General features: G+C 68.7%; 21 protein-coding genes. 12 read left to right on the top strand and 9 right to left on the bottom strand.

The features are described 5' to 3' along the window. The first annotated feature begins 456 nt into the window (after positions 1 to 456). The 3 genes from AC5RVZ_RS21305 to AC5RVZ_RS21295 all read left to right on the top strand — a co-directional run bounded on the left by AC5RVZ_RS21305 (position 457) and on the right by AC5RVZ_RS21295 (position 2,980). Positions 457 to 1,422, top strand: a complete 966-nt coding sequence (locus AC5RVZ_RS21305; protein WP_494067671.1) for an NAD(P)-dependent alcohol dehydrogenase — start codon at positions 457 to 459, stop codon at positions 1,420 to 1,422. 598 nt (positions 1,423 to 2,020) lie between these two features. Next, positions 2,021 to 2,464, top strand: coding sequence for a Rieske (2Fe-2S) protein (locus AC5RVZ_RS21300; RefSeq protein WP_494067670.1), 444 nt, complete (start codon positions 2,021 to 2,023; stop codon positions 2,462 to 2,464). 75 nt (positions 2,465 to 2,539) lie between these two features. Further along, positions 2,540 to 2,980, top strand: coding sequence for a Rieske (2Fe-2S) protein (locus tag AC5RVZ_RS21295; protein ID WP_494067669.1), 441 nt, complete (start codon positions 2,540 to 2,542; stop codon positions 2,978 to 2,980). A 34-nt stretch (positions 2,981 to 3,014) separates the two neighbouring features. Here AC5RVZ_RS21295 and AC5RVZ_RS21290 read toward each other — a convergent pair whose 3' ends face one another. Both AC5RVZ_RS21290 and AC5RVZ_RS21285 read right to left on the bottom strand, forming a co-directional pair. Next, the gene (locus AC5RVZ_RS21290) at positions 3,015 to 3,698 is read right to left on the bottom strand and encodes a hypothetical protein (protein WP_494067668.1); all 684 of its coding nucleotides are present in this window, start codon (positions 3,696 to 3,698) and stop codon (positions 3,015 to 3,017) included. 29 nt (positions 3,699 to 3,727) lie between these two features. Further along, positions 3,728 to 4,702, bottom strand: coding sequence for an aldo/keto reductase (locus AC5RVZ_RS21285; protein WP_494067667.1), 975 nt, complete (start codon positions 4,700 to 4,702; stop codon positions 3,728 to 3,730). Between the two features lie 164 nt (positions 4,703 to 4,866). On the opposite strand from AC5RVZ_RS21285, the gene argG reads away from it, so the two are divergent. Together argG and mug are read left to right on the top strand one after the other, a co-directional pair. Beyond that, positions 4,867 to 6,294, top strand: a complete 1,428-nt coding sequence (gene argG / locus AC5RVZ_RS21280) for an argininosuccinate synthase (RefSeq protein WP_494067666.1) — start codon at positions 4,867 to 4,869, stop codon at positions 6,292 to 6,294. Between the two features lie 153 nt (positions 6,295 to 6,447). Then, on the top strand, positions 6,448 to 7,026 hold the full coding sequence (gene mug / locus AC5RVZ_RS21275) for a G/U mismatch-specific DNA glycosylase (protein ID WP_494067665.1): 579 nt from the start codon (positions 6,448 to 6,450) through the stop codon (positions 7,024 to 7,026). Between the two features lie 42 nt (positions 7,027 to 7,068). Here the strand turns inward: mug and AC5RVZ_RS21270 are convergent, their stop codons facing one another. The 6 genes from AC5RVZ_RS21270 to AC5RVZ_RS21245 all read right to left on the bottom strand — a co-directional run bounded on the left by AC5RVZ_RS21270 (position 7,069) and on the right by AC5RVZ_RS21245 (position 16,908). Beyond that, positions 7,069 to 7,626, bottom strand: coding sequence for a hypothetical protein (locus tag AC5RVZ_RS21270; RefSeq protein ID WP_494067664.1), 558 nt, complete (start codon positions 7,624 to 7,626; stop codon positions 7,069 to 7,071). Then, on the bottom strand, positions 7,623 to 8,174 hold the full coding sequence (locus AC5RVZ_RS21265) for a DUF402 domain-containing protein (RefSeq protein ID WP_494067663.1): 552 nt from the start codon (positions 8,172 to 8,174) through the stop codon (positions 7,623 to 7,625). The genes AC5RVZ_RS21270 and AC5RVZ_RS21265 overlap by 4 nt, the downstream gene beginning before the upstream one ends. Then, complete coding sequence (gene dxs, locus AC5RVZ_RS21260) at positions 8,171 to 10,147, bottom strand: 1-deoxy-D-xylulose-5-phosphate synthase (protein ID WP_494067662.1); 1,977 nt, start codon at positions 10,145 to 10,147, stop codon at positions 8,171 to 8,173. The genes AC5RVZ_RS21265 and dxs overlap by 4 nt, the downstream gene beginning before the upstream one ends. 219 nt (positions 10,148 to 10,366) lie before the next feature. Further along, the gene (locus AC5RVZ_RS21255; RefSeq protein ID WP_494067661.1) at positions 10,367 to 13,258 is read right to left on the bottom strand and encodes an aconitate hydratase; all 2,892 of its coding nucleotides are present in this window, start codon (positions 13,256 to 13,258) and stop codon (positions 10,367 to 10,369) included. Positions 13,259 to 13,621: 363 nt separating this feature from the next. Continuing rightward, positions 13,622 to 14,938: a class I SAM-dependent RNA methyltransferase gene (locus AC5RVZ_RS21250; RefSeq protein WP_494067660.1), complete on the bottom strand. Its 1,317-nt coding sequence runs from the start codon at positions 14,936 to 14,938 to the stop codon at positions 13,622 to 13,624. Continuing rightward, positions 14,935 to 16,908 (bottom strand): APC family permease, encoded by a 1,974-nt coding sequence (locus AC5RVZ_RS21245; protein WP_494067920.1) that lies wholly within the window; start codon positions 16,906 to 16,908, stop codon positions 14,935 to 14,937. The genes AC5RVZ_RS21250 and AC5RVZ_RS21245 overlap by 4 nt, the downstream gene beginning before the upstream one ends. A 218-nt stretch (positions 16,909 to 17,126) precedes the next feature. On the opposite strand from AC5RVZ_RS21245, the gene AC5RVZ_RS21240 reads away from it, so the two are divergent. The 7 genes from AC5RVZ_RS21240 to AC5RVZ_RS21210 all read left to right on the top strand — a co-directional run bounded on the left by AC5RVZ_RS21240 (position 17,127) and on the right by AC5RVZ_RS21210 (position 24,559). Further along, entirely contained in the window at positions 17,127 to 18,137 is a 1,011-nt protein-coding gene (locus AC5RVZ_RS21240) for an NAD(P)-dependent alcohol dehydrogenase (protein WP_494067659.1), read from the top strand. Between the two features lie 59 nt (positions 18,138 to 18,196). Then, on the top strand, positions 18,197 to 19,306 hold the full coding sequence (locus tag AC5RVZ_RS21235) for an ABC transporter substrate-binding protein (RefSeq protein ID WP_494067658.1): 1,110 nt from the start codon (positions 18,197 to 18,199) through the stop codon (positions 19,304 to 19,306). A gap of 59 nt (positions 19,307 to 19,365) precedes the next feature. Then, a complete protein-coding gene (locus tag AC5RVZ_RS21230) occupies positions 19,366 to 20,316 on the top strand; it encodes an ATP-binding cassette domain-containing protein (protein ID WP_494067657.1) in 951 nt (316 codons plus the stop codon). Then, positions 20,313 to 21,569 (top strand): sugar ABC transporter permease, encoded by a 1,257-nt coding sequence (locus AC5RVZ_RS21225; RefSeq protein ID WP_494067656.1) that lies wholly within the window; start codon positions 20,313 to 20,315, stop codon positions 21,567 to 21,569. The genes AC5RVZ_RS21230 and AC5RVZ_RS21225 overlap by 4 nt, the downstream gene beginning before the upstream one ends. A 20-nt stretch (positions 21,570 to 21,589) precedes the next feature. After that, entirely contained in the window at positions 21,590 to 23,074 is a 1,485-nt protein-coding gene (locus AC5RVZ_RS21220; RefSeq protein WP_494067655.1) for an FGGY-family carbohydrate kinase, read from the top strand. Positions 23,075 to 23,204: 130 nt separating this feature from the next. After that, on the top strand, positions 23,205 to 23,879 hold the full coding sequence (locus AC5RVZ_RS21215; RefSeq protein WP_494067654.1) for a potassium channel family protein: 675 nt from the start codon (positions 23,205 to 23,207) through the stop codon (positions 23,877 to 23,879). Continuing rightward, positions 23,876 to 24,559: a potassium channel family protein gene (locus AC5RVZ_RS21210; RefSeq protein ID WP_494067653.1), complete on the top strand. Its 684-nt coding sequence runs from the start codon at positions 23,876 to 23,878 to the stop codon at positions 24,557 to 24,559. The genes AC5RVZ_RS21215 and AC5RVZ_RS21210 overlap by 4 nt, the downstream gene beginning before the upstream one ends. Position 24,560: 1 nt before the next feature. On the opposite strand, the gene AC5RVZ_RS21205 is transcribed toward AC5RVZ_RS21210, so the two are convergent. Further along, positions 24,561 to 25,343, bottom strand: a complete 783-nt coding sequence (locus AC5RVZ_RS21205) for a DUF3159 domain-containing protein (protein ID WP_494067652.1) — start codon at positions 25,341 to 25,343, stop codon at positions 24,561 to 24,563. Between the last annotated feature and the right edge of the window lie 2 nt (positions 25,344 to 25,345).

The following is a 25,345-nucleotide window of genomic DNA, read 5'->3' as shown; positions in this document are numbered from 1 at the left end:
AAGGACGGGTTTTTTACTAGCACTGGCTCCGACGATTCGCGGATACCTTTCCCACGTCTGATGCCAGCTAGCGGTCTCTACCCCCGGCTTCGGCCGGCGGTTGTGGGTCTGTTCCGTGGCTCTTGTCTGCCCATTCCTCGGCGAGGATGGCGTAGACGTACTCGTCCTCGTCGGTCCATTCACCCTTTCATCAGGCTGACTTGTGGTGGTGGGCCTCGCGGCGCATGCCGATGCGTTCGAGTGCGACCGAGCGGTCGTTGCGGGTGTCGCAGTCGGCGCAGATGCGGTGTACGCCGTGCTCGGTGAACAGAACGCCGCCACGAAGCGCCAAACTCCACGGGCGCGGAGCGCCGTGCGGAAGGACGCGCGAGTACGCTGTCCGCCAGCAGGAGGGCGGACGTCTTCACCGAACGGCGAATGATTGCGCGCGCCGGCGGGCGCGACTAGCGTCGGGGCATGAGAGCGATCGTCTATGACCGCTACGGGTCGCCCGATGTGCTGCGGCTCGACGACATCGCCACGCCGACGCCGGGGAGAGGCCAGGTGCTCGTGCGGGTGATCGCGACCTCGGTCAATCTGAGCGATTGGGAGGGGCTGCACGGGTCGCCCGCCTACGCCCGATTCGGCGGCCTATTCAGACCGGCCCGCCGCACGCTCGGTTCGGACATCGCGGGAGTGGTCCAAGCTGTGGGCGCAGGGGTCACGCGGTTCCGGATCGATGACGACGTCTATGGCGACAATCTCGCTCTGAAAGGCGGCTTTGCGGAGTACGCGGTGGCGCCGGAGCACGCTCTCGCCGCGAAGCCGTCGCACTTGTCATTCGCTCAGGCCGCTACCGTGCCGCAGTCGGGGGCGATCGCGGTGCAAGCGGTTGCGCGTGCGAAGCCTGGTGGGCGGATGCTGATCAACGGCGCCGGCGGAGGAACTGGGGCGTTCGCGCTCCAACTCGCCGCTGCTGCCGGCATCCATGTCACGGGGGTGGACAATGCCGGCAAGCTCGACTTCATGCGCGACCTGGGTGCTGCCGAGGTCATCGACTACCGAACCGGCGACTTCACGCGGACCGGTCCGTACGACCTCATCCTCGACCTCGTCGCACGGCGGTCGGTGTTCGCGTATCGCCGCGCGCTCGCCCCCGGTGGCACCTACCTGATCGTCGGCGGGACGATGCGCGCCCTTCTGCGAGTGGTGACGATTGGCACGCTGATCGGTGCCATGACGGGGCGGCGTTTGGGGGTTCTCGCCGTCAAGCCGGGTCCGGCGCATTTCTCGCTCCTCACCGAGCGGTGCATTGCAGGAGATGTTCGCATCCACATCGACCGCGTGTTCCCACTCGCGCAGGTGCCCGAAGCGCTCGCCTACGTCGGCGAGGGCCACGCGCTCGGCAAGGTGGTGGTCGAGGTGCGGGCAGGCGCCGATTGAAGGCCACTACGAGAGGGTAAGGCCTGGCACCTCGAGGAGCAGGAAGGCCGCGGCGACGAACAGCAGGCCCGTGTAGACGAATGGCCGGAGCATAGAAGCGGGCAACTTGAACTGGGCGCTTCGCTTAATTAGAACATGTGTTCTATTTTTAAGGGGTGGATGGGGACGCGCTGGCGAAGCTGGCGGCCCGTTACGCCAGGCGGGCCGAGCCGGTGTCTTTGACCCCGGAGGAACTGGATCTCGGGCACTGCAAGGTGACCCGTGTGGTGCCAGGGGTGCCGGTTTGGGCGTGGATCCGGTTCCCAGGTTCAGCCGAGTTGGTCGCCGGTGAGGCATTCGGCTGGACGTCCCGGGCTGTGCAAGTCACCTGGACGGACGCAGGGGTCCGGCGGATGACCTGGGTGTGGGCATCCGCGGTGCGGCGGCGGAACGATCAGGTGCGGAAAACGCCTTTAAGAGACAGGACGGCGAAGGCCAATGATGGCGGTACAGGAAGCGACGGGCCGTAGAACGCCCAATGAGCCGGCTGAACCAACCCATGGGCCCGGACGTTTACCTTTGCGAAGGCACCCATACTGCCCACGGGGAAGGTCAGCGCATGAATCTCGATGCCGGTCCCTCGCGACGCTCGGTCCTGGCCGCCTCCGCAACGGCCTGCTCGGCGTGTGTATTGGCTGCCTGTGCGCCGGCGGGGAACGGCGGCGGCGAGGCCGGCGGAAAACCCGCCCCGGCTGCCTCCGGAGGCGCGGCCGTCCAGGTCCTCAAGCTCGCCGACGTGCCGGTTGGCGGCAGCGCCGCTGGCGAAGCCGGCGGGCAGGAAATTCTCATCCACCGTCCCGACGAAACTACCGTCCTTGCCTACAGCGCAATCTGCACTCACCAAGGGTGCACCGTGGCGCCGGCAGGCGAGGAGTTCCGCTGCCCGTGCCACGGCTCTGTCTTCAACGCCGCAGACGGCTCGGTGCTCGACGGGCCGGCGTTGAAACCGCTGCAGCGCTTCGCAGCGGCCATTGACGGCGAATGGATCACCGTAGTGGCTTGATTGCTTACACGTTGGCCCTGCGCGATCGGCAGTCGGTTTGGAAATTCACCAGCACCTTCCGGGAGAATAACGGACATGAGTTCGTCCCTGCCTTCGCGCCGCGCCATCCTGACCGCTACGACCGCCGTCGGTTCGGTGGGCGCGCTCACCGCATGTTCCCCGCTCCAGGACTACACAGGGGCACAAGGTGCCTCCGCTTCCCCGATTGCCAGCGACGGCACGCCGGTTCGGGTCGGCAAGCTCAGCGACGTGCCGGTTGGAGGCAGCGCCAGCGGCGAGGCAGGCGGGGAGAAGATCCTCATCCACCGCCCCGACGAAACCACCGTCCTGGCCTACAGCGCCGTTTGTACGCACCAGGGATGCGGCGTGACTCCGACGAAGGCTGAATTCGTGTGCCCGTGCCATAACTCGACCTTCGCGCTCGCCGACGGCACAGTTACCGGCGGTCCGGCACCCGCTCCGCTTCCGCGCTTCGCGGCGGCTGTCGACGGCGAATGGATCACCGTCACCGTCTGAAACCGGCGGCCGGGAAGCCACCGGAGCAGGCGTCCTAGTCGGCCGGAGCCGGCCGGGAACCGTATCCGGCGTCCAGGAAGTCAATCAGCGCCCGGTCGAGGCCGGCGGTTGCCGTCGCCCGGTCCGGAGCGAGGAAGGACTCGGCTCCGCGCCAGTCGCTCTTGACCACACGGCCGGCGGCCGCCCAATGAACGCCGACCAGTTCGGCCCCGACGTGCAGTGCATAGTCCTTCCGGCCGGGGAGGCCGACGACTGTTTCCCTTATTCGGGCACTCTGCACCACTTCATAGCGGTCGCACAGCGTCCGGCGGCCGTCCGTCAGCAGGACGTCCTCGGCGCCGGCCAGCGACATCTTCGTCCATGCCCCGCTGTCGGGTTCGGCCGGCGCGGCGTCGTCCAGCCGGAAAAACTCCATAACCTGGGTGCCGGAACCGATCATGTCCGTCAACAGGAGGTACTCCCCGTAGCTTGGCAGGCTCGTCACGGGCAGCCCGAAGTCCTCCCGGCGGGCCGACGCCTCGGTGAGGCCCGGCCCCTGCCGGTAAGAAGAGGACTCCCACCGCCGGGTCCCGGGCTCGAACCGGATGACGGATTCCGCGCGGTACCCGTCCTGCCCGCTCCCGAAGGCGATCCGCGTGGTGAGGACGTGATCCGCCCACCGGCGGTGGAGGCAGCCCTGCTTGGCGCCCTCGAAGTAAAAGTCTTCCCAGCGTTCCATCGGCTCCTCCCGCCGCCTCCGCGAAGATGTCAGAACAGGGCCACTTTCGGCACCGCGGGGAAGATGCCGTCCAGCTCGGTCAGGTCCTCGGCGGTGGGCTGCCAGCCCGCAGCCTGGGCGTTCTGCCGGATCTGTTCCGGCTTCGTGGCACCGGCGATGACGGACGCGACCGCGGGACGGGTGGCAAGCCAGGAAAAGGCCACCTCGATTTCCTTGAGGCCGCGGTCGGCGGCGAAGCGGGAGAAGGCGCCAAGCTGCTCCCAGTCGGCGTCCTTGAGCATGTTGGTACGCGAGTGAGTCAGCCGGCTGCCTTCCGGTGCCTTGCCGTCCTTGTACTTGCCGGTGAGCAGGCCGTTGGCCAGCGGGAAGTACGGCAGCAGGCCCAGCCCGTAGGCCTCGGCGGCAGGGGTGACTTCCAGCTCCGCCCGGCGGTCCAGCAGGTTGTAGTGGTTCTGGCTGGAAATGAACGGCGTGTAGCCGCCCATCCGCGCCGTGAATTCCGCCTCGGCGATCTGCCAGCCGGACCGGTTCGAGTGGCCAATGTAGCGGACCTTGCCGGCACGGACCAGGTCGTCGAGGGCGGACAGGGTCTCCTCGACCGGAGTCAGCGGGTCGGGCGTGTGGAACTGATAGAGGTCGATCCAGTCGGTGCCGAGCCGGCGCAACGAGGCCTCTGCTGCCCTGACGATGTACCGCCGGGAGCCGCGGGCACCGAAGTCTTCGCCGTTCGCGCCCCGCATGTCCATACCGAACTTCGTGGCAACCACCACGTCGTCGCGGCGCGATCCCAGCGCCTTGCCCAGGAACTCCTCGCTCAGGCCCGGGGTCTTGCCGTAGCTGTCGGCGACGTCGAAAAAGGTCACGCCGGCGTCGAGTGCGGCCTTGACCACCGCCTCCGTGCCTTCCTGCGTTTCCGTCGGGGTGTTGGACCGGCCAAGATTGTTGCAGCCCAGTCCCACCGTGGAGACGGTAAGGCCGGATTTGCCGAGACGCCGGTATTCCATCGCTACATCCTTGTCATGTCACTAAGGGATTTGCCGTTCGCCTCGCATCCTATCCCGGCTCCGGCCCCCGTTCCGGAAGCGGGGGTGAGTTCGGACACGTCACGCAGGCGGCCGCGGCGTTGCCGCTTCTGTCTTTGGGTGCCGCTGCACATATGATCGAAACCATGGCCAAAGTTCTGACTTCCCTTCCCGTCGGCGAACGCGTCGGCATCGCCTTCTCCGGTGGACTCGATACGTCCGTTGCCGTTGCCTGGATGCGCGACGGCGGAGCCGTGCCCTGTACCTACACGGCCGACCTCGGCCAGTACGACGAGCCGGACATCGACGCAGTGCCCGGCCGCGCCACCGAGTACGGCGCCGATATCTCCCGCCTGGTGGACTGCAAGCCCGCACTCGTGGAGGAAGGCCTGGCCGCGCTGGCCTGCGGCGCCTTCCATATCCGCAGCGGCGGCCGTTCCTACTTCAACACCACCCCGCTGGGCCGCGCCGTGACCGGCACCTTGCTGGTGCGCGCCATGCGGGAAGACGGCGTGGACATCTGGGGCGACGGTTCCACCTACAAGGGCAACGACATCGAGCGGTTCTACCGCTACGGGCTGCTGGCCCACCCCAGGCTGCGCATCTACAAGCCGTGGCTCGACCCGCGCTTCGTTTCCGAGCTCGGCGGCCGCCAGGAGATGTCCGAATGGCTGACCGCGCACAACTTCCCCTACCGCGACTCCGCCGAGAAGGCGTACAGCACCGACGCCAACATCTGGGGCGCCACCCATGAGGCCAAGACGCTGGAGCACCTGGGCACCAGCCTGGAGGCCGTCGAGCCGATCATGGGCGTGGCCTTCTGGCGCGAGGACGTGGACATTCCCACCGAGGATGTGTCGGTGCGCTTCGTGGCGGGCCGCCCGGTGGCGATCAACGGCACGGAATTTACCGACGCCGTCGCCCTGGTCCAAGAGGCCAATGCCATTGGCGGCCGTCACGGGCTGGGCATGTCCGACCAGATCGAGAACCGCATCATCGAGGCCAAGTCGCGCGGCATCTATGAGGCCCCGGGCATGGCCCTGCTGCACATCGCCTACGAGCGGCTGCTCAACGCGATCCATAACGAAGACACCGTGGCCAGCTACCACGCCGAGGGCCGCCGCCTGGGCCGCCTGATGTACGAAGGCCGCTGGCTGGACCCGCAGGCGCTCATGCTGCGCGAATCGCTGCAGAAGTGGGTTGGCTCCGCGGTCACCGGCGAGGTCACCCTGCGGCTGCGCCGCGGCGAGGACTACACCATCCTGGACACCACCGGGCCGTCGCTCAGCTACCACCCGGACAAGTTGTCCATGGAGCGTGTGGGCGATGCTGCCTTCGGTCCGCTGGACCGCATCGGCCAGTTGACCATGCGCAACCTGGACATCGCCGACTCCCGCGCCCGCTTGGAGCAGTACGCGGCCCAGGGCCTCGTGGGCGGTCCCACCGCCGAGCTCGTGGGCGCACTGGAGGCCGGCGGCGCGAGCGAAATCGCCGACACCGCCCAGCTCGACCCGGCCGACCGCGCGGCCGACGAGGCGCTGGACCGCGCCGCGTTCGACGCCGGTACCGACTGATTCGCCGGCCCGCCTCGGCGGGCGGCGGCACGGGCACGGCGCCACCTCTTCGGAGGGCGCCGTGCCTTAGTCTGTCCGGAGCAGGGGGCCGCGAGCCTGAGCATGCGGCCGGTTTCGCGGCGGGGCGGCACGCCGTGTGAAAGAGTGGTTTCTGTGCCCTTTACCCGTGCCGAACTGCTCGCCTACAAGGACGCGCTGGTCCCCGATCTGCTGGGCCCGGGCCTGCGCCTGCTGTTCGTCGGCATCAATCCCGGCCTCTGGTCGGCTGCCACCGGATCGCACTTCGCCCGGCCCGGCAACCGGTTCTATCCGGCCCTGGCGGCGGCCGGCATCACCGACCATCGAATCTACGCCGGGGACGGCATGGCGGTTGCGGACCGCAACCACCTGATCGACCGCGGCGTGGGCATCACCAACATTGTCCCGCGGGCTACCGCCAGGGCGGACGAGCTGGGTGCCGAGGAACTGCGCACCGGGGCCCGGCGCCTGGCGGCCAGGGTCGAAACCCTGGGGGCCCGGGTGGTGGCGGTCGCGGGAGTGACCGCGTACCGGGTGGGTTTTGAGCGGCCGAAGGCGCAGCTGGGCCGGCAACCGGAGACGCTCGGCGGGGCCGAAGTCTGGGTGGTGCCGAATCCCAGCGGCCTCAACGCCCACCACACCGTGGCCACGCTGGCGGCCGCCTACCGGGAGGCGGCGCGCGCCGCCGGCCTGGACCTGCCCGAGGGCAGCTAACGCCATCCCCGCCGGCGGCCGGGCGGACCGGGTTGCCGGGCCCTACAGGCTGAACGCCGTCTTGGCCGGCAGCGGATGCTTTTGCTTCACCGCGGCGAGGTCCCCGTGGGGCGCGACGCCGATGCTCAGCTTGGTGAAGTCCAGTTTGGCTTCGCGGAGGCAGACCTTCAGGCCAGCCACCGCCTTGGCCGCATCCGGCGCCAGGACATAGATGTTGAGCTTGTGCGGGACGAACTCGGTCTTCTCCACCGTTCCGAGCCCGCGCCAGGCGAAGTACTCGGTGATGGTGCGTTTGGCTTTGTCCTCGAGGTAACGGTCCCGGTCGCTGCCGTCCGCGGTCTTCAACGCATACTGGGCAATCACCCAGTGCTGCTCCCCCGGCGCGAGCTCCGCGTAGCCGTCTTCGGCGCACTGCGCGGCGAACGCGTCCATCAGCGACTCGGCGGCCTCGGCATCGACGTCCCGGCTCTCCTGCGTGGTGCTCTGGTGGCCCACCGTTCCGTGGTTGACCACGAACTGGCCGTAGTCTTCGTCGAACCACGCCTCGCGGAACACCAGCGCGCCGTCGTCGTTCTTCTTGTACACCCGAAGGAAACTCATGTCCGTCCTTTGTTCAGCCATGTCAGGGCCGTTCCGTCGAACGGCGCGGCTTCTGCTGCCACTTGCCCGTAGAGCGCCAGGCAGCTGGCCTGGATCCGTTCGGCCAGCGCCGGCGGATAGTCCATGGTCACCCGGTGTTCGGCGAATTCGTCCTCGTCGTCGATGTACACGCCGCCGCTGACGGAGCGAACCACGTCCAGGTCCATGTCCGTGAGCTGGACTTCCCAGCCGGCCGGAAGCAGCGGGTCCACCCGGATGCCGGTGGCCAGGTCGATGTAGATGCGAAAGTCGCCCGGGTAGGTGTCGTCGTAGAACGTCGCCACGTAGTCGCCTTCCCGGGGCAGCAACTGCACGGCGTCGGAGGCCGCGAAGAAGGCGATGCCGGGCCGGGCGACCAGGGAGCCGGCCGGCTGGAAGATCCAGTCGCCGAAACCGTCGGAGCCGAGGTAGGTGCCGGGCACCAGCCAGTGGGCAGCGCCGTCGTACTTCCAGTTGCGGAACATCACCATATCGCCGGGCCGGGCCTCGGCGGGGATTCGGCCGGTCACTGGATCTTGGGAATCTGGCCGGTCGGCAGTTCCTGACCGGGCAGCGGGCGCGCGAACGGGACCTTGGTGCCCAGCACCTGCGCGACGGTGTCCTGGGCCACCTGCTGCGCGGTGAGGCCCACGCGCTCCAGGACCTCGGCGCGGGTGCCGTGGACCAGGAACTCGACCGGGAGGCCGACCTCGTTCAGCGCCGTGTCCACACCGGCGGCACGCATCTCCTGGCGGATCCGGGATCCGACGCCGCCGGCGCGGACGCCGTCTTCGATCACGACGACGATCCGGTGCCGGGCGGCAAGGCCGATGATCGAGCGGGGCACCGGCAGCACCCAGCGCGGGTCGACGACGGTGGAGCTGATGCCCTGGGCGCCGAGCCGGTTCGAGACATCCAGCGCCAGTTCGCTCATGGCTCCGATGCTGACGATCAGCACGTCGTTTTCGGTGGAGCCGGACGGCCGGCGCGCCAGCACGTCGACGCCGTCCTTGAGCCGTTCCAGGGCCTCGACCTCTGGTCCCACCGAGCCCTTGGAGAAACGGACCACGGTGGGGGCGTCGTCGACGGACACCGCCTCGCGCAGCTCTTCCCTCAACCGGGTGGCGTCGCGGGGGGCAGCCAGGTGCAGCCCCGGCACGATCTGCAGCAGCGACATGTCCCACATGCCGTGGTGGCTGGGGCCGTCCGGGCCGGTGACCCCGGCCCGGTCGAGCACCACGGTGACGCCCGCCTTGTGCAGCGCGACGTCCATCAGCAGCTGGTCGAACGCGCGGTTCAGGAACGTAGCGTAGAGGGCCACCACCGGGTGGAGTCCGCCGTAGGCCATGCCGGCGGCGCTGGCCAGCGCGTGCTGCTCCGCAATGCCGACGTCGAAGACACGGTCCGGATGCTTACTGGCGAATTTCTGCAGGCCCACCGGGATCAGCATCGCTCCGGTGATGCCGACGATGTCCTGGCGTTCGTCGGCGATCTCGGCGATCTCGTCGGCGAACACGGAGGTCCAGGACTGCCGTCCGCCGGACTCGACGGGTTCGCCGGTCTCCGGGTCGATGACGCCCACGGCGTGGAACTGGTCCGCCTCGTGCGCGCGGGCGGGCGCGTAGCCGCGGCCCTTTTCGGTCATCGTGTGGACAATTACCGGGCCCCGGTAGTTCTTGGCCTGCGTCAGCGCGGCCTCGACGGCCTCCAGGTCGTGTCCGTCGATTGGGCCGATGTACTTCATGCCCAGGTCCTCGAACAGGCCCTGCGGCGCCCACCAGTCCTTGATGCCCTTCTTGGTCGCGTGCAGGCTCCGGTAGGCGAACTGGCCCAGCGGCCCGCCCGACTGCAGCTTCCGTTTCCACCAGTCCAGAGTGCCTTCGTAGGCCTGGTGGGTGCGGACCTTGTCGATGGTGGTCCGGCGCAGCGCGGCCAGCTGGTCGGCCAGCCCGCCGATCGTCGGCGCGTAGGACCGCCCGTTGTCATTGACCACGATCACCACGCGCCGCCCGCGGTCGGCGGCGATGTTGTTCACGGCTTCCCAGGCCATGCCGCCGGTAAGGGCGCCGTCACCCACGACCGCGACGACGTAGCGGTCGCCTTCGCCGGTCAGCCGGCGGGCGCGGGAGATGCCGTCGGCCCAGGACAACGACGACGACGCGTGCGAGCTTTCGACGATGTCGTGCACCGATTCGGCGCGGTCCGGGTAGCCGGCCAGCCCGCCCTGCTGCCGCAGCGTGCCGAAGTCCTGCCGCCCGGTGACCAGTTTGTGCACGTAGGACTGGTGGCCGGTGTCAAAGACGATGCTGTCGTGCGGGGAGTCGAACACGCGGTGGATGCCGAGGGTCAGCTCCACGACTCCAAGGTTCGGGCCGAGATGTCCGCCGGTCTGTGCGACGTTCGTGATCAGGAACTGGCGGATTTCCCGGGCCAGGTCCTGCAACTGGACCATGTCGATCCGGCGCAGGTCGCGCGGCTCGCGGATGGTCTCGAGCAATCCCACAGAGCAGGTCCTTTCCTTCACAAAGCGTCGGTTAATCCTACCGCCATCCATCCGCCACTCTGCGTTCCCCCGGTGCGAGGGTGCACACAACGCGGGCGACCCGTGGTCAGGAACCGCGCCCTAAAGCAGGCTGGTGCGGTGGCCGGACGCCGCAGGGCGGACGTCCATCGGACGCCCGCCCTGCGTTGGGCCGCTGTGCGGTGTGTGCCGGATCCCGGGCTAGTTCGCCGAGATCTGGCGCAGCACGTACTGCAGGATGCCGCCGTTGCGGTAGTAGTCGGCTTCACCCGGGGTGTCGATCCGCACCACGGCGTCGAAGCTCTTGGTGCTGCCGTCCTCGCCGGTGGCGGTGACCTTCAGCGTCTTCGGGGTGGTGCCCTCGTTCAGCGCGGTTACGCCCTCGATGGAGAAGGTCTCCGTGCCGGACAGGCCCAGCGACGCGGCGGACTCGCCGGCCGGGAACTGCAGCGGCAGCACGCCCATCCCGATCAGGTTCGAACGGTGGATGCGCTCGAAGCTCTCGGCGATGACGGCCTTGACGCCCAGCAGCGCGGTGCCCTTGGCGGCCCAGTCGCGGGACGAACCGGAACCGTACTCCTTGCCGGCCAGCACCACCAGCGGGGTGCCGGCGGCCTGGTAGTTCATGGCGGCGTCGTAGATGTAGGCCTGCGGACCGCCGGTCTGGGTGAAGTCGCGGGTGAAGCCGCCCTCCACGTTGTCCAGCAGTTGGTTGCGCAGCCGGATGTTGGCGAAGGTACCGCGGATCATCACCTCATGGTTGCCGCGGCGGGAACCGTAGGAGTTGAAGTCCTTCCGCTCCACGCCGTTTTCCAGCAGGTAACGGCCGGCGGGGCTGTCGGACTTGAACGAACCGGCCGGGGAGATGTGGTCGGTGGTGACCGAGTCGCCCAGCTTGGCGAGCACGCGCGCACCGCTGATGTCCTGCACCGGCTCCGGCGTGGCACTCATGCCTTCGAAGTACGGTGGCTTCCGCACGTACGTGGAGTTCGGGTCCCAGGCGAACGTATCGCCTGCCGGGGTCTCGAGCGCCTTCCAGCGGTCGTCGCCCTCGAACACACCCTCGTAGCCCTTGGCGAACATCTCCTTGTTGATCGAGGAGTCGATTACCTGCTGGACCTCGACCGGGTTCGGCCAGATGTCCTTCAGGAACACGTCGTTGCCGTCCGGGTCCTGGCCCAGCGGCTGCTTCTCGAAGTCGAAGTCCATGGTGCCGGCCAGGGCGTAGGCGACGACCAGCGGCGGGGACGCCAGGTAGTTCATCTTGACGTCCGGGTTGATGCGGCCTTCGAAGTTGCGGTTACCCGACAGCACCGAGGTGATCGACAGGTCGTTGTCCTGGACGGCCTGCGAGATCTCCGGCTCCAGCGGTCCGGAGTTACCGATGCAGGTGGCGCAGCCATAGCCGACCACGAAGAAGCCAAGCTTCTCCAGGTACGGGATCAGGCCGGACTCTTCGTAGTAATCGGTGACGACCTTGGAGCCCGGGGCGATGGAGGTCTTGACCCACGGCTTGGACGCCAGGCCCTTCTCCACCGCGTTGCGGGCCAGCACGGCCGCCGCCAGCATGACCGAGGGGTTGGAGGTGTTGGTGCAGGAGGTGATCGACGCGATGGACACCGCACCGTGGTCCAGTTCGAACTCGCGCCCATCTTCCATGGTGACGTGGACACGCTTGGAGGCGCGGCCGTCGCTGGGCAGGGCGACGTGGCGTCCCTGGCTGGCCGAACCGCCGGAGGGACGGTCGTCGGCCTGCGGCGCGCTTGCCTGCGCCGCGCCGGACTGCGCAGCGGCGGCTTGCGCAGCGGCAGCGTGACGGACCGTGGAGGTCATGGCCGGGACGTCCGACGCCGGGAAGGACTCTTCGAGCGCCTCGTCCAGGGCGTCCTCGTTGCCGGTGCCGACGTAGCCCTGCAGGTCCTTGCGGAACTGATTCTTGGCGGAGGTCAGGGCGATGCGGTCCTGCGGCCGCTTGGGACCGGCAATGGACGGAACCACGGTGGACAGGTCCAGCTCGATGTATTCGGAGAACTTCAGTTCGTGCGACGGATCGTGCCAGAGGCCCTGTTCCTTGGTGTACGCCTCGACCAGGGCGATGTTCTCCTCGGAGCGGCCGGTCAGGCGCAGGTAGTCGAGGGTCACGTCGTCGATCGGGAACATGGCGGCGGTCGAGCCGAACTCCGGGCTCATGTTGCCGATGGTGGCGCGGTTCGCCAGCGGCACCGCGGCCACGCCTTCGCCGTAGAACTCCACGAACTTGCCCACCACGCCGTGCTTGCGCAGCATCTCGGTGATGGTCAGTACGACGTCGGTGGCGGTGGCGCCGGCGGGGATTTCACCGGTGAGCTTGAAGCCGACAACGCGCGGAATCAGCATCGACACGGGCTGGCCGAGCATGGCGGCCTCGGCCTCGATGCCGCCGACGCCCCAGCCGAGCACGCCCAGGCCGTTGACCATGGTGGTGTGCGAGTCGGTGCCGACCAGGGTGTCCGGGTAGGCGCGCAGCTTGCCGTCAACCTCGCGGGTCATCACGGTGCGGGCCAGGTATTCGATGTTGACCTGGTGCACGATGCCGGTTCCCGGCGGGACCACCTTGAAGTCTTTGAAGGCGGTCTGTCCCCAGCGCAGGAACTGGTAGCGCTCACCGTTGCGCTGGTACTCGATCTCCATGTTGCGCTCGAGCGCGCCGGCGTTGCCGAAAACATCGATCTGGACCGAGTGGTCGATCACCAGTTCGGCCGGGGCCAGCGGGTTCACGCGCTTCGGGTCGCCTCCGAGCTCCTTGACGGCCTCGCGCATGGTGGCCAGGTCGACGACACACGGAACACCGGTGAAGTCCTGCATGATGACGCGGGCGGGGGTGAACTGGATCTCGGTGTCCGGCTGTGCGTCGGGGTTCCAGCCGGCCAGGGCGCGGACGTGGTCCGCCGTGATGTTCGCGCCATCTTCGGTGCGAAGCAGGTTCTCCAGCAGGACCTTGAGGCTGAACGGAAGGCTCTCGGCACCTTCAACGGCACTCAGCCGGAAAATTTCATACTCGGCCCCGGCGACGTTCAAGACGCCTTTGGAACCGAAGCTGTCCACATTACTCATGACAGGACTCCTCTCGCCACACTTTATCTTTGTCCGGGCGGCAACCACCCGCTAGTTAGGCATCCCTAAGTGTGAAGGGACAGCTTTGGGTTCGGCCTCTGGCCGCTTTGCACGCCGAAGCCCGCAGAATTTACGAACCAGAGACTTTATGCTTCGTCCGGGACCGCTGCCTCCATCCTATCGGGTAGCCCGTTGGCGGGAACCGGAGCGCCGCCTGTGGCCTGCCTCACAGCCGCGATTGCCGGGCATCGGCCGCAGGGATTCGCGTGCAGCGGCCGCGGGAGGGTAAGGAACCGGTTGGGAACGCGCGGGGAGGATTGGGACCCCGCGGGGAGGGCCGCCGCCGGGCACGCCCGCTCCCGCTCAGCGGCGCCCCGGGGTGAGCACGGCGAAGGACTCCATGTGGTGGGTATGCGGGTACAGGTCGAACACGCGCAGCGAGTTGAGGTTCCAGCCCAGCTGCAGGAAGTAGCCCAGGTCGCGGGCGAAGGACGCCGGGTCACAGGACACATAGCCGACCGCCCGGGGGTTCCGGGCGGCCACCGCCTGCACCACGGCTTTTCCGGCGCCGGCGCGGGGCGGGTCAAGGACGACGGCGTCCATCTCTTCGGGCTGCGAGCGCAGCACCCGTTCGACCTTGCCCTGGACGATCTCGACCTGCCCGAAGCCGTGCAGGTTCTTGCGGGCGTCTTTGCTGGCGGCCGGCGAGCCCTCGACGGAGAGGACGTTGCCGGTTACCCCGACGGCATCGGCCAAGGGCGCCGTGAAAAGTCCGGCACCCGCGTAGAGGTCGGCCACCCTCTCCCCCGCCCGGGGCGCAACGCCGTCCAGGACGGCGGCCGTCAACGTGGCCGGCGCCAGCCGGTGAATCTGCCAGAAGCCGTCTCCCGTCACGCGGTACTGGTGCCGCCCGCTGGTCTCGGATACCCAGGTGCGTCCCCGCAACCGGGTGAGCCGCCCGGGCACGGGCTCCCACGCGGCAACCGACACGCCGGGTTCGATCCGGTCGGCGATCTTCGCCAACCGTTTGGGCGTTGTCCCCGCGCCCGGCACCAGCAGCACCAGCGGCGTGCTCCCGTCGGCGGGCGCGGCCACCTCCACCCGCTGCAGCCCCGACAGATCCAACTCCCACAACCGCAGGTCGTTGACGCCGTCCGCGGCCAGCGGCATCCCCTCGATGGGGACCAGCTCGTCGGACCGGTGCGCGTGCATGGCGAGGCGCCCGTCGGACCCCACGCCGAACGCGGCGCGCGTACGCCAGCCGAGTCCGTCGTCGTACTCCCCCGCGGGGGCTTCCACGGTGACCTGCCGTTCCAGCTTGGCCAGCCGTTGCAGCTGTTCGGCGAAGATCAGGCCCTTCAGCCGGCGCTGGGCGTCCAGCCCGATATGGCCGAATTCGGCGCCGCCCACGGCCGGCCGGCCGGCTTCGGCCGCGGCCAACGCGTCCGCCGGCGCCCAGGGATGCTCCACCCGGTCCGGGGATGCTTCCAGCACCCGCACGGTGTCCGCCCGCCAGAATCCGGCGTCCGGTCCGCCCTCGGTGACGCGTACCAAAACCCGCTCCCCGGGCAGGGCGTGCCGGACGAACACCACCCGGCCGTCGTGCCGCGCGACGAAGTGGCCTCCGTGCGCCGGGGCGCCGACGGTCAGTTCGATCAGTGGCGGTGCGGGGTCGGTCATGAAAGCTCCTGGTAGCGGCGGACGGAATCGGAAGAGGCCAGTTGCCACGGCACGCTGGCCACCATGACCCCGGGCTCGAAGTGCAGGCGGGTCTTGATGCGCAGCGCGGTCTGGTTGTGCACCAGCTGCTCCCACCAGCGTCCCACCACGTATTCGGGGATGTAGACCACCACCAGTTCGCGGGGCGAGTCCCGGCGGATGCTCTTGATGTAGTCGATGATCGGCGTGGTGGTCTCGCGGTACGGGGAGGCGAGCACCGTGATCGGAACCGGGATGTTGAGCTTCTCCCAGTCGCGCAGGGTCTGCTCGGTCTGTTCACGGTCCAGGTCCACCACCACCGCGTCGAGCCGGGACGGCCGCGAGGCCCGCGCGAAGGCAAGCGCCCGGAGCGTCGGCTTGCGCACGTGCGAGACCAGGATGACTGCGTGCACCCGTGACGGCAGCGCGGTGGTCGGCTGGTCCGGATCGATCGCGAGCTCGCGGGCGACCTGGACGTAATGGCGGTTGATGCTGTGCATGACCAGCCCGAGCAGGACGATGCCGAGCACGGCCAGCCAGGCCCCGAAAACGAACTTGCTGACCACTACCACCACCAGCACGGTCACGGTCAGGATGAAGCCGACCATGTTGATGAACCGCGAGCGCAGCATTCGGCGCCGCACCGGGCGGTGCGCGGTGGCCCGGATTTCGCGGGACCAGTGCCGGATCATGCCCAGCTGGCTGCAGGTGAAGGAAACGATCACGCCGATCACGTAGAGCGGGATCAGCCGGGTGACGTCCGCGTTGAACATCAGCACCAGCACCACGGCCGCGGCCGCCAGCGCGAGCACCCCGTTGCTGTAGCTGAGCCGGTCCCCGCGGGTCCGCAGCTGGCGGGGCAGGAAGCCGTCGGTGGCGAGGATCGACGCCAGCTGCGGGAAGGCGTTGAACGCCGAATGGCTGGCCAGCACCAGGATCGCCGCGGTGGCCGCGACCGTCAGGTAGAAGAGCGGGGCGCCGCCGCCGAAGACCGTCTCCGCCAGCTGGCTGAGCACCGGGGACTGGAAGTAGCCCGCCGGCAGGGGTCCGCCGTCCAGCCGCAGCTGATCGGCGGGGACCTGCACCACCCGCACCTCGGTGGCCCGGGCCAGGTACATCACCGCCATGGTGATCACGGTTGCGGAGATGCCCAGCATCAGCAGCGCAAAGCCGGCGTTCCTGGCGCGCGGTTTCTCGAAGGCCGGCACGTTGCTGGCCGGTGTCTCCAGGCCGGTGAGTGCCGCGGCGCCCGTGGAGAAGGCCCGCAGCACCAGCAACGCGCCGGCCAGCCCGGTCAGGCCCGCCTCCAGGCCGGGTTCCGGCACGACGTCGAACGCCGCGCTGGGTGCCTCGCCCAGGCTTCCGGTGAGGTCAAGGACGAACCCGGCCAGGCACATCAGCAGCACGGTGCCCACAAAGACATAGGTGGCGATCGCCACGGTCAGGCGCCCGCGTCCCAGCCCGCGCAGATGGAGCAGGGCGAGGATCGCGATGCCGGCGACGGCCGCTCCCGGCTGCCAGCCCTTCAGCGCCGGAACGGCGGACACGAGATAGTGGGCCGCCGAAGACATGGACACCGCGACGGTGAGCACGTAGTCCAGCATCAGCGCGGAGCCCACCGTAATGCCTGCCGGCTTGCCCAGGTTCCGGGTGGCGATCTCGTAGTCGCCGCCGGACGGATACGCGTGGATGCTCTGCCGGTAGGACGCCACCAGGACCAGCAGCACCACCATGACCGCCAGTCCGACCCAGGGCGACAGGGCGATCGCCGCGACGCCCGCCAATGCCAGCGTCAGCAAGATCTCGTCCGGGGCGTAGGCCACCGAGGAGAGCGCGTTGGCGGAGAAGACCGGGACCGCGAGGCGGCGCGGCAGCGCGTCCTGCTTCAGCCGCTCGCTGCGGAACGGCTTGCCCACCAGGACCCGCTTGAGGGCATCGAGGAATGTCAGCACGTTTTCCTCGGTGGCACGCGCTGCCAATGGGTCCGGATCTTCACGGCTTAGAGTCTAGACTGCCGGCCCGGAAATTACGGGGCCGCGGGGCCTCCGACCCGCAGTTTCATAGCCGCGGCAGGTCCGCCGGGGTTAGCATAAGCGTATGAATGTGCGTTGTATCACATTCAGGGGTCCGGGGCCGTTTGACCCAGTGACTGCTCGCTAAGGAGTCTTAGATGGGCAATGCCGCCGCCGTGATGACCGGCCTGAGCAGCATCGAGATTCAGGAACGCCCCATGCCCGAGCCTGGTCGGGGCCAGGCCGTGATCCGGGTGGAAGCCGTGGGGGTCTGCGGCTCCGACGTCGCCTATTACCGCTACGGGAAGATCGGCCCGTTCGTCGTTGACGGCCCGTTCATCCTCGGCCACGAGCTCGCCGGCGAGGTGGTCGCTGTCGGCGAGGGTGTCGGCAACGTCCGTGTCGGCGACCGGGTGGCCGTCGAGCCGGGCACGCCCGACCGCAGCTGCGAAGAGTGCCGGGCGGGACGATACCACCTCTGCCCGAACCTGGAGTTCCTGGCTACCCCGCCCTACGACGGCGCCCTGCTGCAATACCTGGCCATGGACGCCCGCTGCTACTTCCCGATCCCGGATTCGATGAGCTACGAGGACGGCGCGCTGCTCGAGCCGCTGTCCGTGGGGTTGTGGGGCTGCCGGCGGGCGAACCTCCAGGCGGGCGACGACGTGCTGATCACCGGTGCCGGGCCGGTGGGCCTGCTTGCCGCCGAAGCGGCGCGGGCCCTCGGCGCGGGAAGCGTCACGGTCACGGACATCTCGGAGTACCGGCTCGGCGTGGCCCGGGACCATGGCTTCGCGGTGGAGAAGAGCGACGCGCCCACGGCGCGGACCTATGACGTGCTGCTGGAATGCTCGGGCGCCAGCGGCGTCCTCGCCTCCGGGCTCGGCCGGTTGCGCGAGGCCGGCCGGGCGGCCGTCATCGGCCTGGCCAAGACCGACGAGGTTCCGCTGCCCCTGTCCACGCTCAATTGGAAGGAGATCACCATCTCGATGGTGAACCGGTACAACAACACCTGGCCGCTGGGCATTGACTTGGTGTCCTCCGGCCGGATCAACCTGGAGGGACTGGTCACGCACAGCTTTGCGCTGCCGCAGACCGCGGCCGCCCTGGAAAACACCTCCACCGAACCCGAATCGCTCAAGGCGATGATCTACCCCCAGCGGCTCTGACCGCGGATGCCGGAACGCACGAACGGCAACGCGGCGCGCCACCAGTAAGAGGAGTTCCGATGAACAAGAACACACGGGGAATCATGGGCCTCACCACGGCCCTGTTTCTTGCAGCCGGCATGACAGCTTGCGGTGGTGGCGGCGGCGGCGGCGGTGAAGCCGGCGGCGGCGGCGGGACCGCAGGCGGGGGCGGCGGCCAGGCCGAGGGCAAGATCGCGTTCCTAATGCCGGACCGGGCCTCGACCCGCTACGAGCAGCAGGACAGCCCGCTGTTCAAGGCCAAGGTTGAAGAGCTGTGCGGCGGCTGCGAGGTGCTGTACCAGAACGCCGACGGCGACGCGAACAAGCAGCAGCAGCAGGCCAACGCCATGATCACCCAGGGCGTCGAGGTCCTGGTCCTGGACCCGGTGGACAGCACCGCTGCCGCCTCGCTGGTCAACACCGCGAAGGGCCAGGGCATCAAGGTGGTCACCTACGACCGGCCGGTCCCGGACACGCCGGCAGACTTCTACGTCTCCTTCGACAACAAGAAGATCGGCAGCCTCATCGCCGAGGACCTGGTGAAGAAGCTGGACGCCGACGGCGAAGAGACCGGCGGGGTGCTGATGGTCAACGGCTCCCCCACCGACCGGGCCGCGCAGCTGATCAAGGAAGGCGCGACGGAAGCCGTCGAGGCCAGCGAACATGAAATCCTGGCCTCGTACGACACCCCGGAGTGGCAGCCGTCGAAGGCACAGGACTGGGTGGCCGGCCAGATCACCCAGTTCGGTGAGGACATCACCGGTATCGTGGCCGCCAACGACGGCACGGCCGGCGGCTCCATCGCCGCCCTGAAGGCCGCCGGCGTCTCGCCGTTCCCGCCGGTCACGGGCAACGACGCGGAGGTCGCCGCGATCCAGCGGATCATCAAGGGCGACCAGTACAACACGATCTCCAAGCCCATCAAGATTGTCGCCGAAAAGTCGGCCGAGGTGGCGGTCCAGCTGCTCAATGGTGAGACCCCCGAACCCGACGCGACGCTCTTCGAGACCCCGTCCGCCCTGTTCGTGCCGACGGTCGTCACCAAGGAGAACGTCAAGGAAGTGATTTTCGACGGCGGCATCTACGAGGCTTCGGAAATCTGCACCGGTGAGTACAAGGCGGGCTGCGACGAACTCGGCATCGAGTAAAGCAGCCGCCGGCGGTGCCGCGGCCCCCGCGGTACCGCCGGCGTAGGGGAAGGGGAAGCATGTCAACTGTGTCAGCGGAACGGCCGGAGGCTACCGCCCCGGTCCTGTCCATGCGGGGCGTGAGCAAGCACTTCGGTGCCGTGGCCGCCTTGACCGATATCGACCTGGACGTCCACGCCGGCGAAGTGGTCGCCCTGGTCGGCGACAACGGCGCCGGGAAGTCGACGCTGGTCAAGATCCTCGCGGGCGTGCATCCCCAGGACGCCGGTACCGTGAACTTCGATGGCCGGGACGTGACGATCCACACGCCGGTGGATTCCATTCAGCTGGGAATCGCCACGGTGTTCCAGGACCTCGCCCTCTGCGACAACCTCAGCGTCGTCGACAACCTCTTCCTCGGCCGGGAGCTGGGCGCCTGGCGGTTAAACGAAGTGGAGATGGAGGTCCAGTCCTGGAAGCTGCTGCGGCAACTCTCGGCGAAGATCCCCTCGGTCCGGATCGCGGTAGCCTCCCTCTCCGGCGGCCAGCGCCAGACCGTCGCCATCGCACGGTCGCTGCTCGGCAGCCCCAAGCTCATCATCCTCGACGAGCCCACCGCGGCCCTCGGCGTGGCGCAGACGGCCGAGGTGTTGAACCTGGTGGAGCGGCTGCGCGAAAACGGCCTCGCGGTGATCATGATCAGCCACAGCATGCAGGACGTTAAAGCCGTCTCCGACCGCGTCGCGGTGCTGCGGCTGGGGAAGAACAACGGCACCTTCCGGATGAAGGACGTCTCGACCGACGACCTGATCGCCGCCATCACCGGCGCCACCGACAACGTCGTGACCCAGCGCGCCGCCCAGACCGGGGCAGCAGCAGCGGCCGCCGGCGACGCGGGAACCGACACGGGGGCCGAGGGGGCCGGGCTGGGCGGCCCGGGCGGAGGCTCGCTCCCGCCCGGCCAGGCCGCCGGAAGCGCGGGCCGACAGGGGTCAGGGGCAGCAGCACCGGAAGAAGGGACCGTACCATGACAACGAATCCAGCCGCCCCGGTCATTCCGGTGGCCACGGACCTGCAGGACGAACGGCTGATCCGGACCGAGGGCTTCAAGGGCGCCGTCAAGGTCGGAATCAACCGGGTGCGCGGCGGCGACTTGGGCGTGCTGCCCATCGTCGTCGGGCTGCTGGTCATCTGGTCCATCTTCCAGGTGCTCAACCCGTTCTTCCTCTCCAGCGCCAACCTGGTCAACCTGCTGCTGGAAAGCGCCGCCGTCGGAGTCATCGCGCTGGGCATCGTCTGCGTCCTGCTGGTCGGCGAAATCGATTTGTCCGTCGGCTCCGTCAGCGGCCTGTCGGCCGCGATCGTCGGCGTCACCTTCATCAAGCAGGACTGGCCCATCGGGCTGGCGGTCCTGACCGCGATGGCGGTGGGCGCAGCGATCGGGCTGGTCTATTCGGTGGTGTACACCAGGTTCGGGGTGCCGTCCTTTGTGATCACGCTGGCCGGCCTGCTCGGTTTCCTCGGCCTGCAATTGTTCGTGCTCGGCGTCGAGGGCACCATCAACCTGCCCTTCGATTCCTTCCTGGTCTGGTTCGGCCAGCAGGCCTTCGTGCCGGGGTGGCTGTCGTACGTGCTGGCGGTCCTCGGCGTGGCCGGCTTCTTCCTCAGCCAGCTCACGCTCTCCCGCCAGCGGGTCAAGGCGGGCCTGTCGGGGCGGCCGATGAAGCTGGTCGTGATGCAGACAATCCTGCTGGCCGTGATCCTGCTGTTCGCGGTGTGGTACCTGAACCAGGCCCGCGGCGTCGGCTGGATGTTTGTGTTCTTCGCCGCCTTGGTGCTGGCGATGCACTACGCCTTCACCCGGACCCAGTGGGGCCGTTCCGTCTACGCCGTCGGCGGCAACCGGGAAGCGGCGCGGCGGGCCGGGATCGCCGTCAACCGGATCTACGTGTCCATCTTCGTCCTGTGCTCGACGTTCGCGGCCGTCGGCGGCATGCTGGCCGCCGGCCGGCTGGCCGCCTCGGCGCAGAGCAGCGGCACCGGGGACGTGAACCTGAACGCCATCGCCGCCGCGGTGATCGGCGGGACCAGCCTGTTCGGCGGCCGGGGCTCGGCGTTCTCCGCCCTCCTGGGCATCCTGGTCATCCAGTCCATCTCCAGCGGCCTCACCCTGCTGAACCTTGAGTCCTCGTTCCGGTACATGATCACCGGCCTGGTCCTGCTGCTGGCAGTGATCCTCGACGCCGTATCCCGCAAGTCCCGCACCTCCCACGGCCGCGCCTAGTGGCCGGCCGCCGGAGCGACATGTTCCTGGGCATCGACATCGGCACGGGCAGCAGCAAGGCGGTGCTGGCGGACGCCGGGGGCAGGGTCCTGGACAGCGCGGCGGTCGCGCACGACGTCAGCTACCCGCGGCCCGGCTGGGCCGAGTTCGACGCCGAGGGCGGGGCGTGGGCGGAAGCGGTCCGGCTGTGCCGAAAGCTCTTCTCCCGGAACGACGCCGGGGCCGTCGCCGGCGTGTGCGTCAGCGCGATGGGTCCGTCCCTGGTGGTCACGGACGAAAACCTGGCCCCGTTGCGGCCGGCGATCCTGTACGGGATCGACGCGCGCGCCGTCGTCGAAATCCGCGAATTGACGGAGGAGTTCGGTGCCGAGGAGATCTTTCGCGAGTCGGGCAAGGTTCTGTCGTCCCAGGCCGTGGGACCGAAGCTCCGCTGGCTGCGCAACCGGGAACCGGAAGTCTTCGCCCGCGCCCGGAACTGGCACAGCCTGAACTCCTTCATCCTGGCCAAGCTGACCGGCGAGCTGGTTTTTGACCACCACACCGCCAGCCAGTGCGATCCGCTCTACGACCTTCGCGGCAACCGGTGGCATCCGGACCGGTACGGCGCCGTCGCCGGCCACCTGCCGGAGCCCCGGCTGGCGTGGCCGGCCGAAGTAGGCGGCCGCGTCCACCGCCGGGCGGCCGAGGCCACGGGGCTGCCGGAGGGCGTGCCGGTCTGTGCGGGCACCGTCGACGCCTGGGCCGAGGCGTTCAGCGCGGGCGTGCGGCAGCCGGGCGACCTCATGCTGATGTACGGCTCCACCATGTTCTTCGTCCAGGTCCTCGGGGAGTTCCGGTCCGAACCCAAGCTCTGGACCACGGCCGGCGTGGATCCGGGGTCCCTGACGTTGGCCGCGGGGATGTCCACGTCCGGGAGCCTGACCACCTGGCTGCAGCGGCTGTTTGGCGACGTCCCGTTCGAGCAGCTCATCACGGAGGCCGCCGCGGTGCCGCCGGGATCCGACGGACTGCTGCTGCTGCCCTACTTCGCCGGCGAACGGACGCCTGTCTTCGACCCGGACGCCCGCGGCCTGATCACGGGCCTGTCGCTGCGCCACGGACGCGGCCATCTGTTCCGTGCCGCCTATGAGGGCATCGGCTTTGGCATCCGGCAGATCCTGGAGTACCTCGAGCACGCGGGCGAACCGATCCGGCGCGTCGTGGCCGTCGGCGGCGGCACCAAGGCCAGGCTGTGGACGGAAATCGTCAGCAACATCAGCGGGCGCGAACAGCTGGTCCCGGAACAGGCCATCGGCGCCAGCTACGGGGACGCGCTGCTCGCCGCCATCGGCACCGGGGCCGTGCCCGCCGGGACGGACTGGGCCCGCACGGCGGCGACCGTGAGTCCCGATCCGGCGACGGCCCCGCTCTACGAAAAGCTTTACGCCACCTACAGCCACCTCTACCCGTCGAACCGGGAGCACATGCACGTGCTCGCGGCCCTGCAGGAGCCCGCGGCCGGGTAGCTGGTCCCGGCCGGCGCGCGGCCGCCGGCGCCGTTTCGAACCCTTCGGTCATGGCATCGATGGACCGGTTCAGCGTTATGGTTGCAGTACATTTGATTCCCGCGTTGCAGCGGGTGCCGGAAGGACGTGGATGGCGCACTTTGTGATCATGGGCTGCGGGCGCGTAGGCGTGACGCTGGCCCACACCCTGGAGGACTCGGGGCACAGCGTGGCCATTATCGACCAGGACGACCGGGCGTTCCGCCGGCTGCGCTCGGGGTTCACCGGCCGCAAGGTCACCGGCGTAGGGTTCGACCGCGACACCCTGCGGCACGCAGACATTGAGAACGCCTACGCCTTCGCTGCCGTTTCCAGCGGCGATAACTCCAACATCCTCGCCACCCGGGTGGCCCGCGAAACCTTCCACGTGCCGCATGTGGTGGCGCGCATCTACGATCCCGGCCGCGCCGAGATCTACCAGCGGCTCGGCATCCCCACGGTGGCCGCGGTGCGCTGGAGCGCCGATCAGGTGCTGCGGCGGATCCTGCCCGAACAGGGCATCAAGGGCGACTTCCGCGAGGCCTCCGGCCGCCTGATCCTGGGTGAGGTGCAACTGGACGACGGCTGGGTGGGCCGGGAACTGGCCGAAATCGAAGCCGCCTCCGGCGCCCGGGTGGCCTACCTGACCCGTTTCGGCGAGGGAATCCTGCCCTCCCGCGGCACCCGCTACCAAAAGGGCGACATAGTCCACGCCATGATGGCGGTGGATTCGACCTTCGAAATCGACAGGATCCTGTCCAAGCCCCCCGTGGAGGAGTCCGAATGAGGGTGGTCATTGCCGGCGCCGGCAGCGTCGGATCGTCGATTGCGCGGGAGCTGCTCTCGAACAACCACGACATCCTGCTGATCGATCCGAAGCCCGAGGTGATCGGCCGCAGCGGGCTGAAGGGCGCACGCTGGCTGATCGGCGACGCCTGCGAGATCACCACCCTGCGTGAAGCCCGGCTGGAAGAAGCCGACGTGGTGGTCTCGGCCACCGGCGACGACAAGGTCAACCTCGTGGTGTCGCTGCTGGCCAAGAGCGAGTTCGGCGTCGGCCGCACGGTGGGACGCGTGAACAACCCCAAGAACGACTGGATGTTCGACGACTCCTGGGGCGTGGACGTTGCCGTGAACACCCCGCGCCTGATGACCGCCCTGGTAGAGGAAGCCGTGGAGATCGGGGACCTGGTCCGGCTGCTGACCTTGCAGAGCGGCGTCGCATCCATGGTCGAGTTTACGGTTCCCGCCGACTCGGCGCTGATCGGTCAGCGGCTCGGCTCCATCGCCTGGCCGCAGGACGCGACGGTGGTGGCCATCCTGCGCGACGACGCGCCGATTACGCCGAGCCCTGACGACGTGGTGGAAGGCAGCGACGAGCTCTTCTTCATCACGACCATCGCCGCCGAGGACGATCTGCGTGCGGTCCTGACCGGCCGGCCCGCCGCGGCGACGGCGGCAGACTAGGTCACTCGGACCGGCCCGCCTCGACGGCGGCCGGGCGGGAAACCAGCCACGCCAGCCACAGCCCCAGCGCGTACAGCGGCACGCCCATGAGCAAGCGGGTGGTGCCCAGCGCCACCAGTCCGTCATCGCCCATCAGGTAGAGGGGAAGCTGCACCGCAAGCCGCAACAGGAGCACCGCCATCACAATCCAGGTGGCGATGGTGTACGCCTTCAGCCGCTGCGGCTGCTGCCGCCATGCCGTGCCCTCGCTGCGGATCAGCCCGAAGATCAGGCCCAGCACCGGCCACTTAATGGCCACGGACACCACCATGACCAGAATGTAGGCGGCATTCGTAATGAAGCCCCAGACATAGAAGTCCTCGGCCCGGCCCGTGCTGTTGGCAACGAAGGCGCAGATGGCGACCCCCACCAGGCCGGAGAAGGCCTGCGTCACGGTGCCCCGCTGCACCAGGCGCAGCAGGGTGAAGACGGCGGCGGCCGCAAGCGCTCCGATCAGGGCGGGGCCGAGCTCCCGGCCGATGGTGAACACCACCAGGAAGATCACGCCGGGCAGGATGCTCTCGGCCAGACCGCGGACGCCGCCCACGGTCTTCAGCACGTCGATCTGTCCGTCGTCCGTGCGGTGCACCGCGGCGCTTGCGGCGTAGGCGCCGGCGAGTGCCTCGGCCGCGTCCGGGCGCCTGTTGCCCGGTTCCCGGGCCGGTTCCGGACGGGCTCCCGACGGCTGCCCGTCCCCCGGCGGCGGCACGATGTGCGGACCGGAGTCCGGCTGCTGATCTGTCATGG

It is taken from the genome of Arthrobacter sp. Cza30, assembly GCF_059090765.1.
Note: the sequence above shows the minus strand (reverse complement) of the source record. Positions and strands in the feature narration are given on the sequence as shown.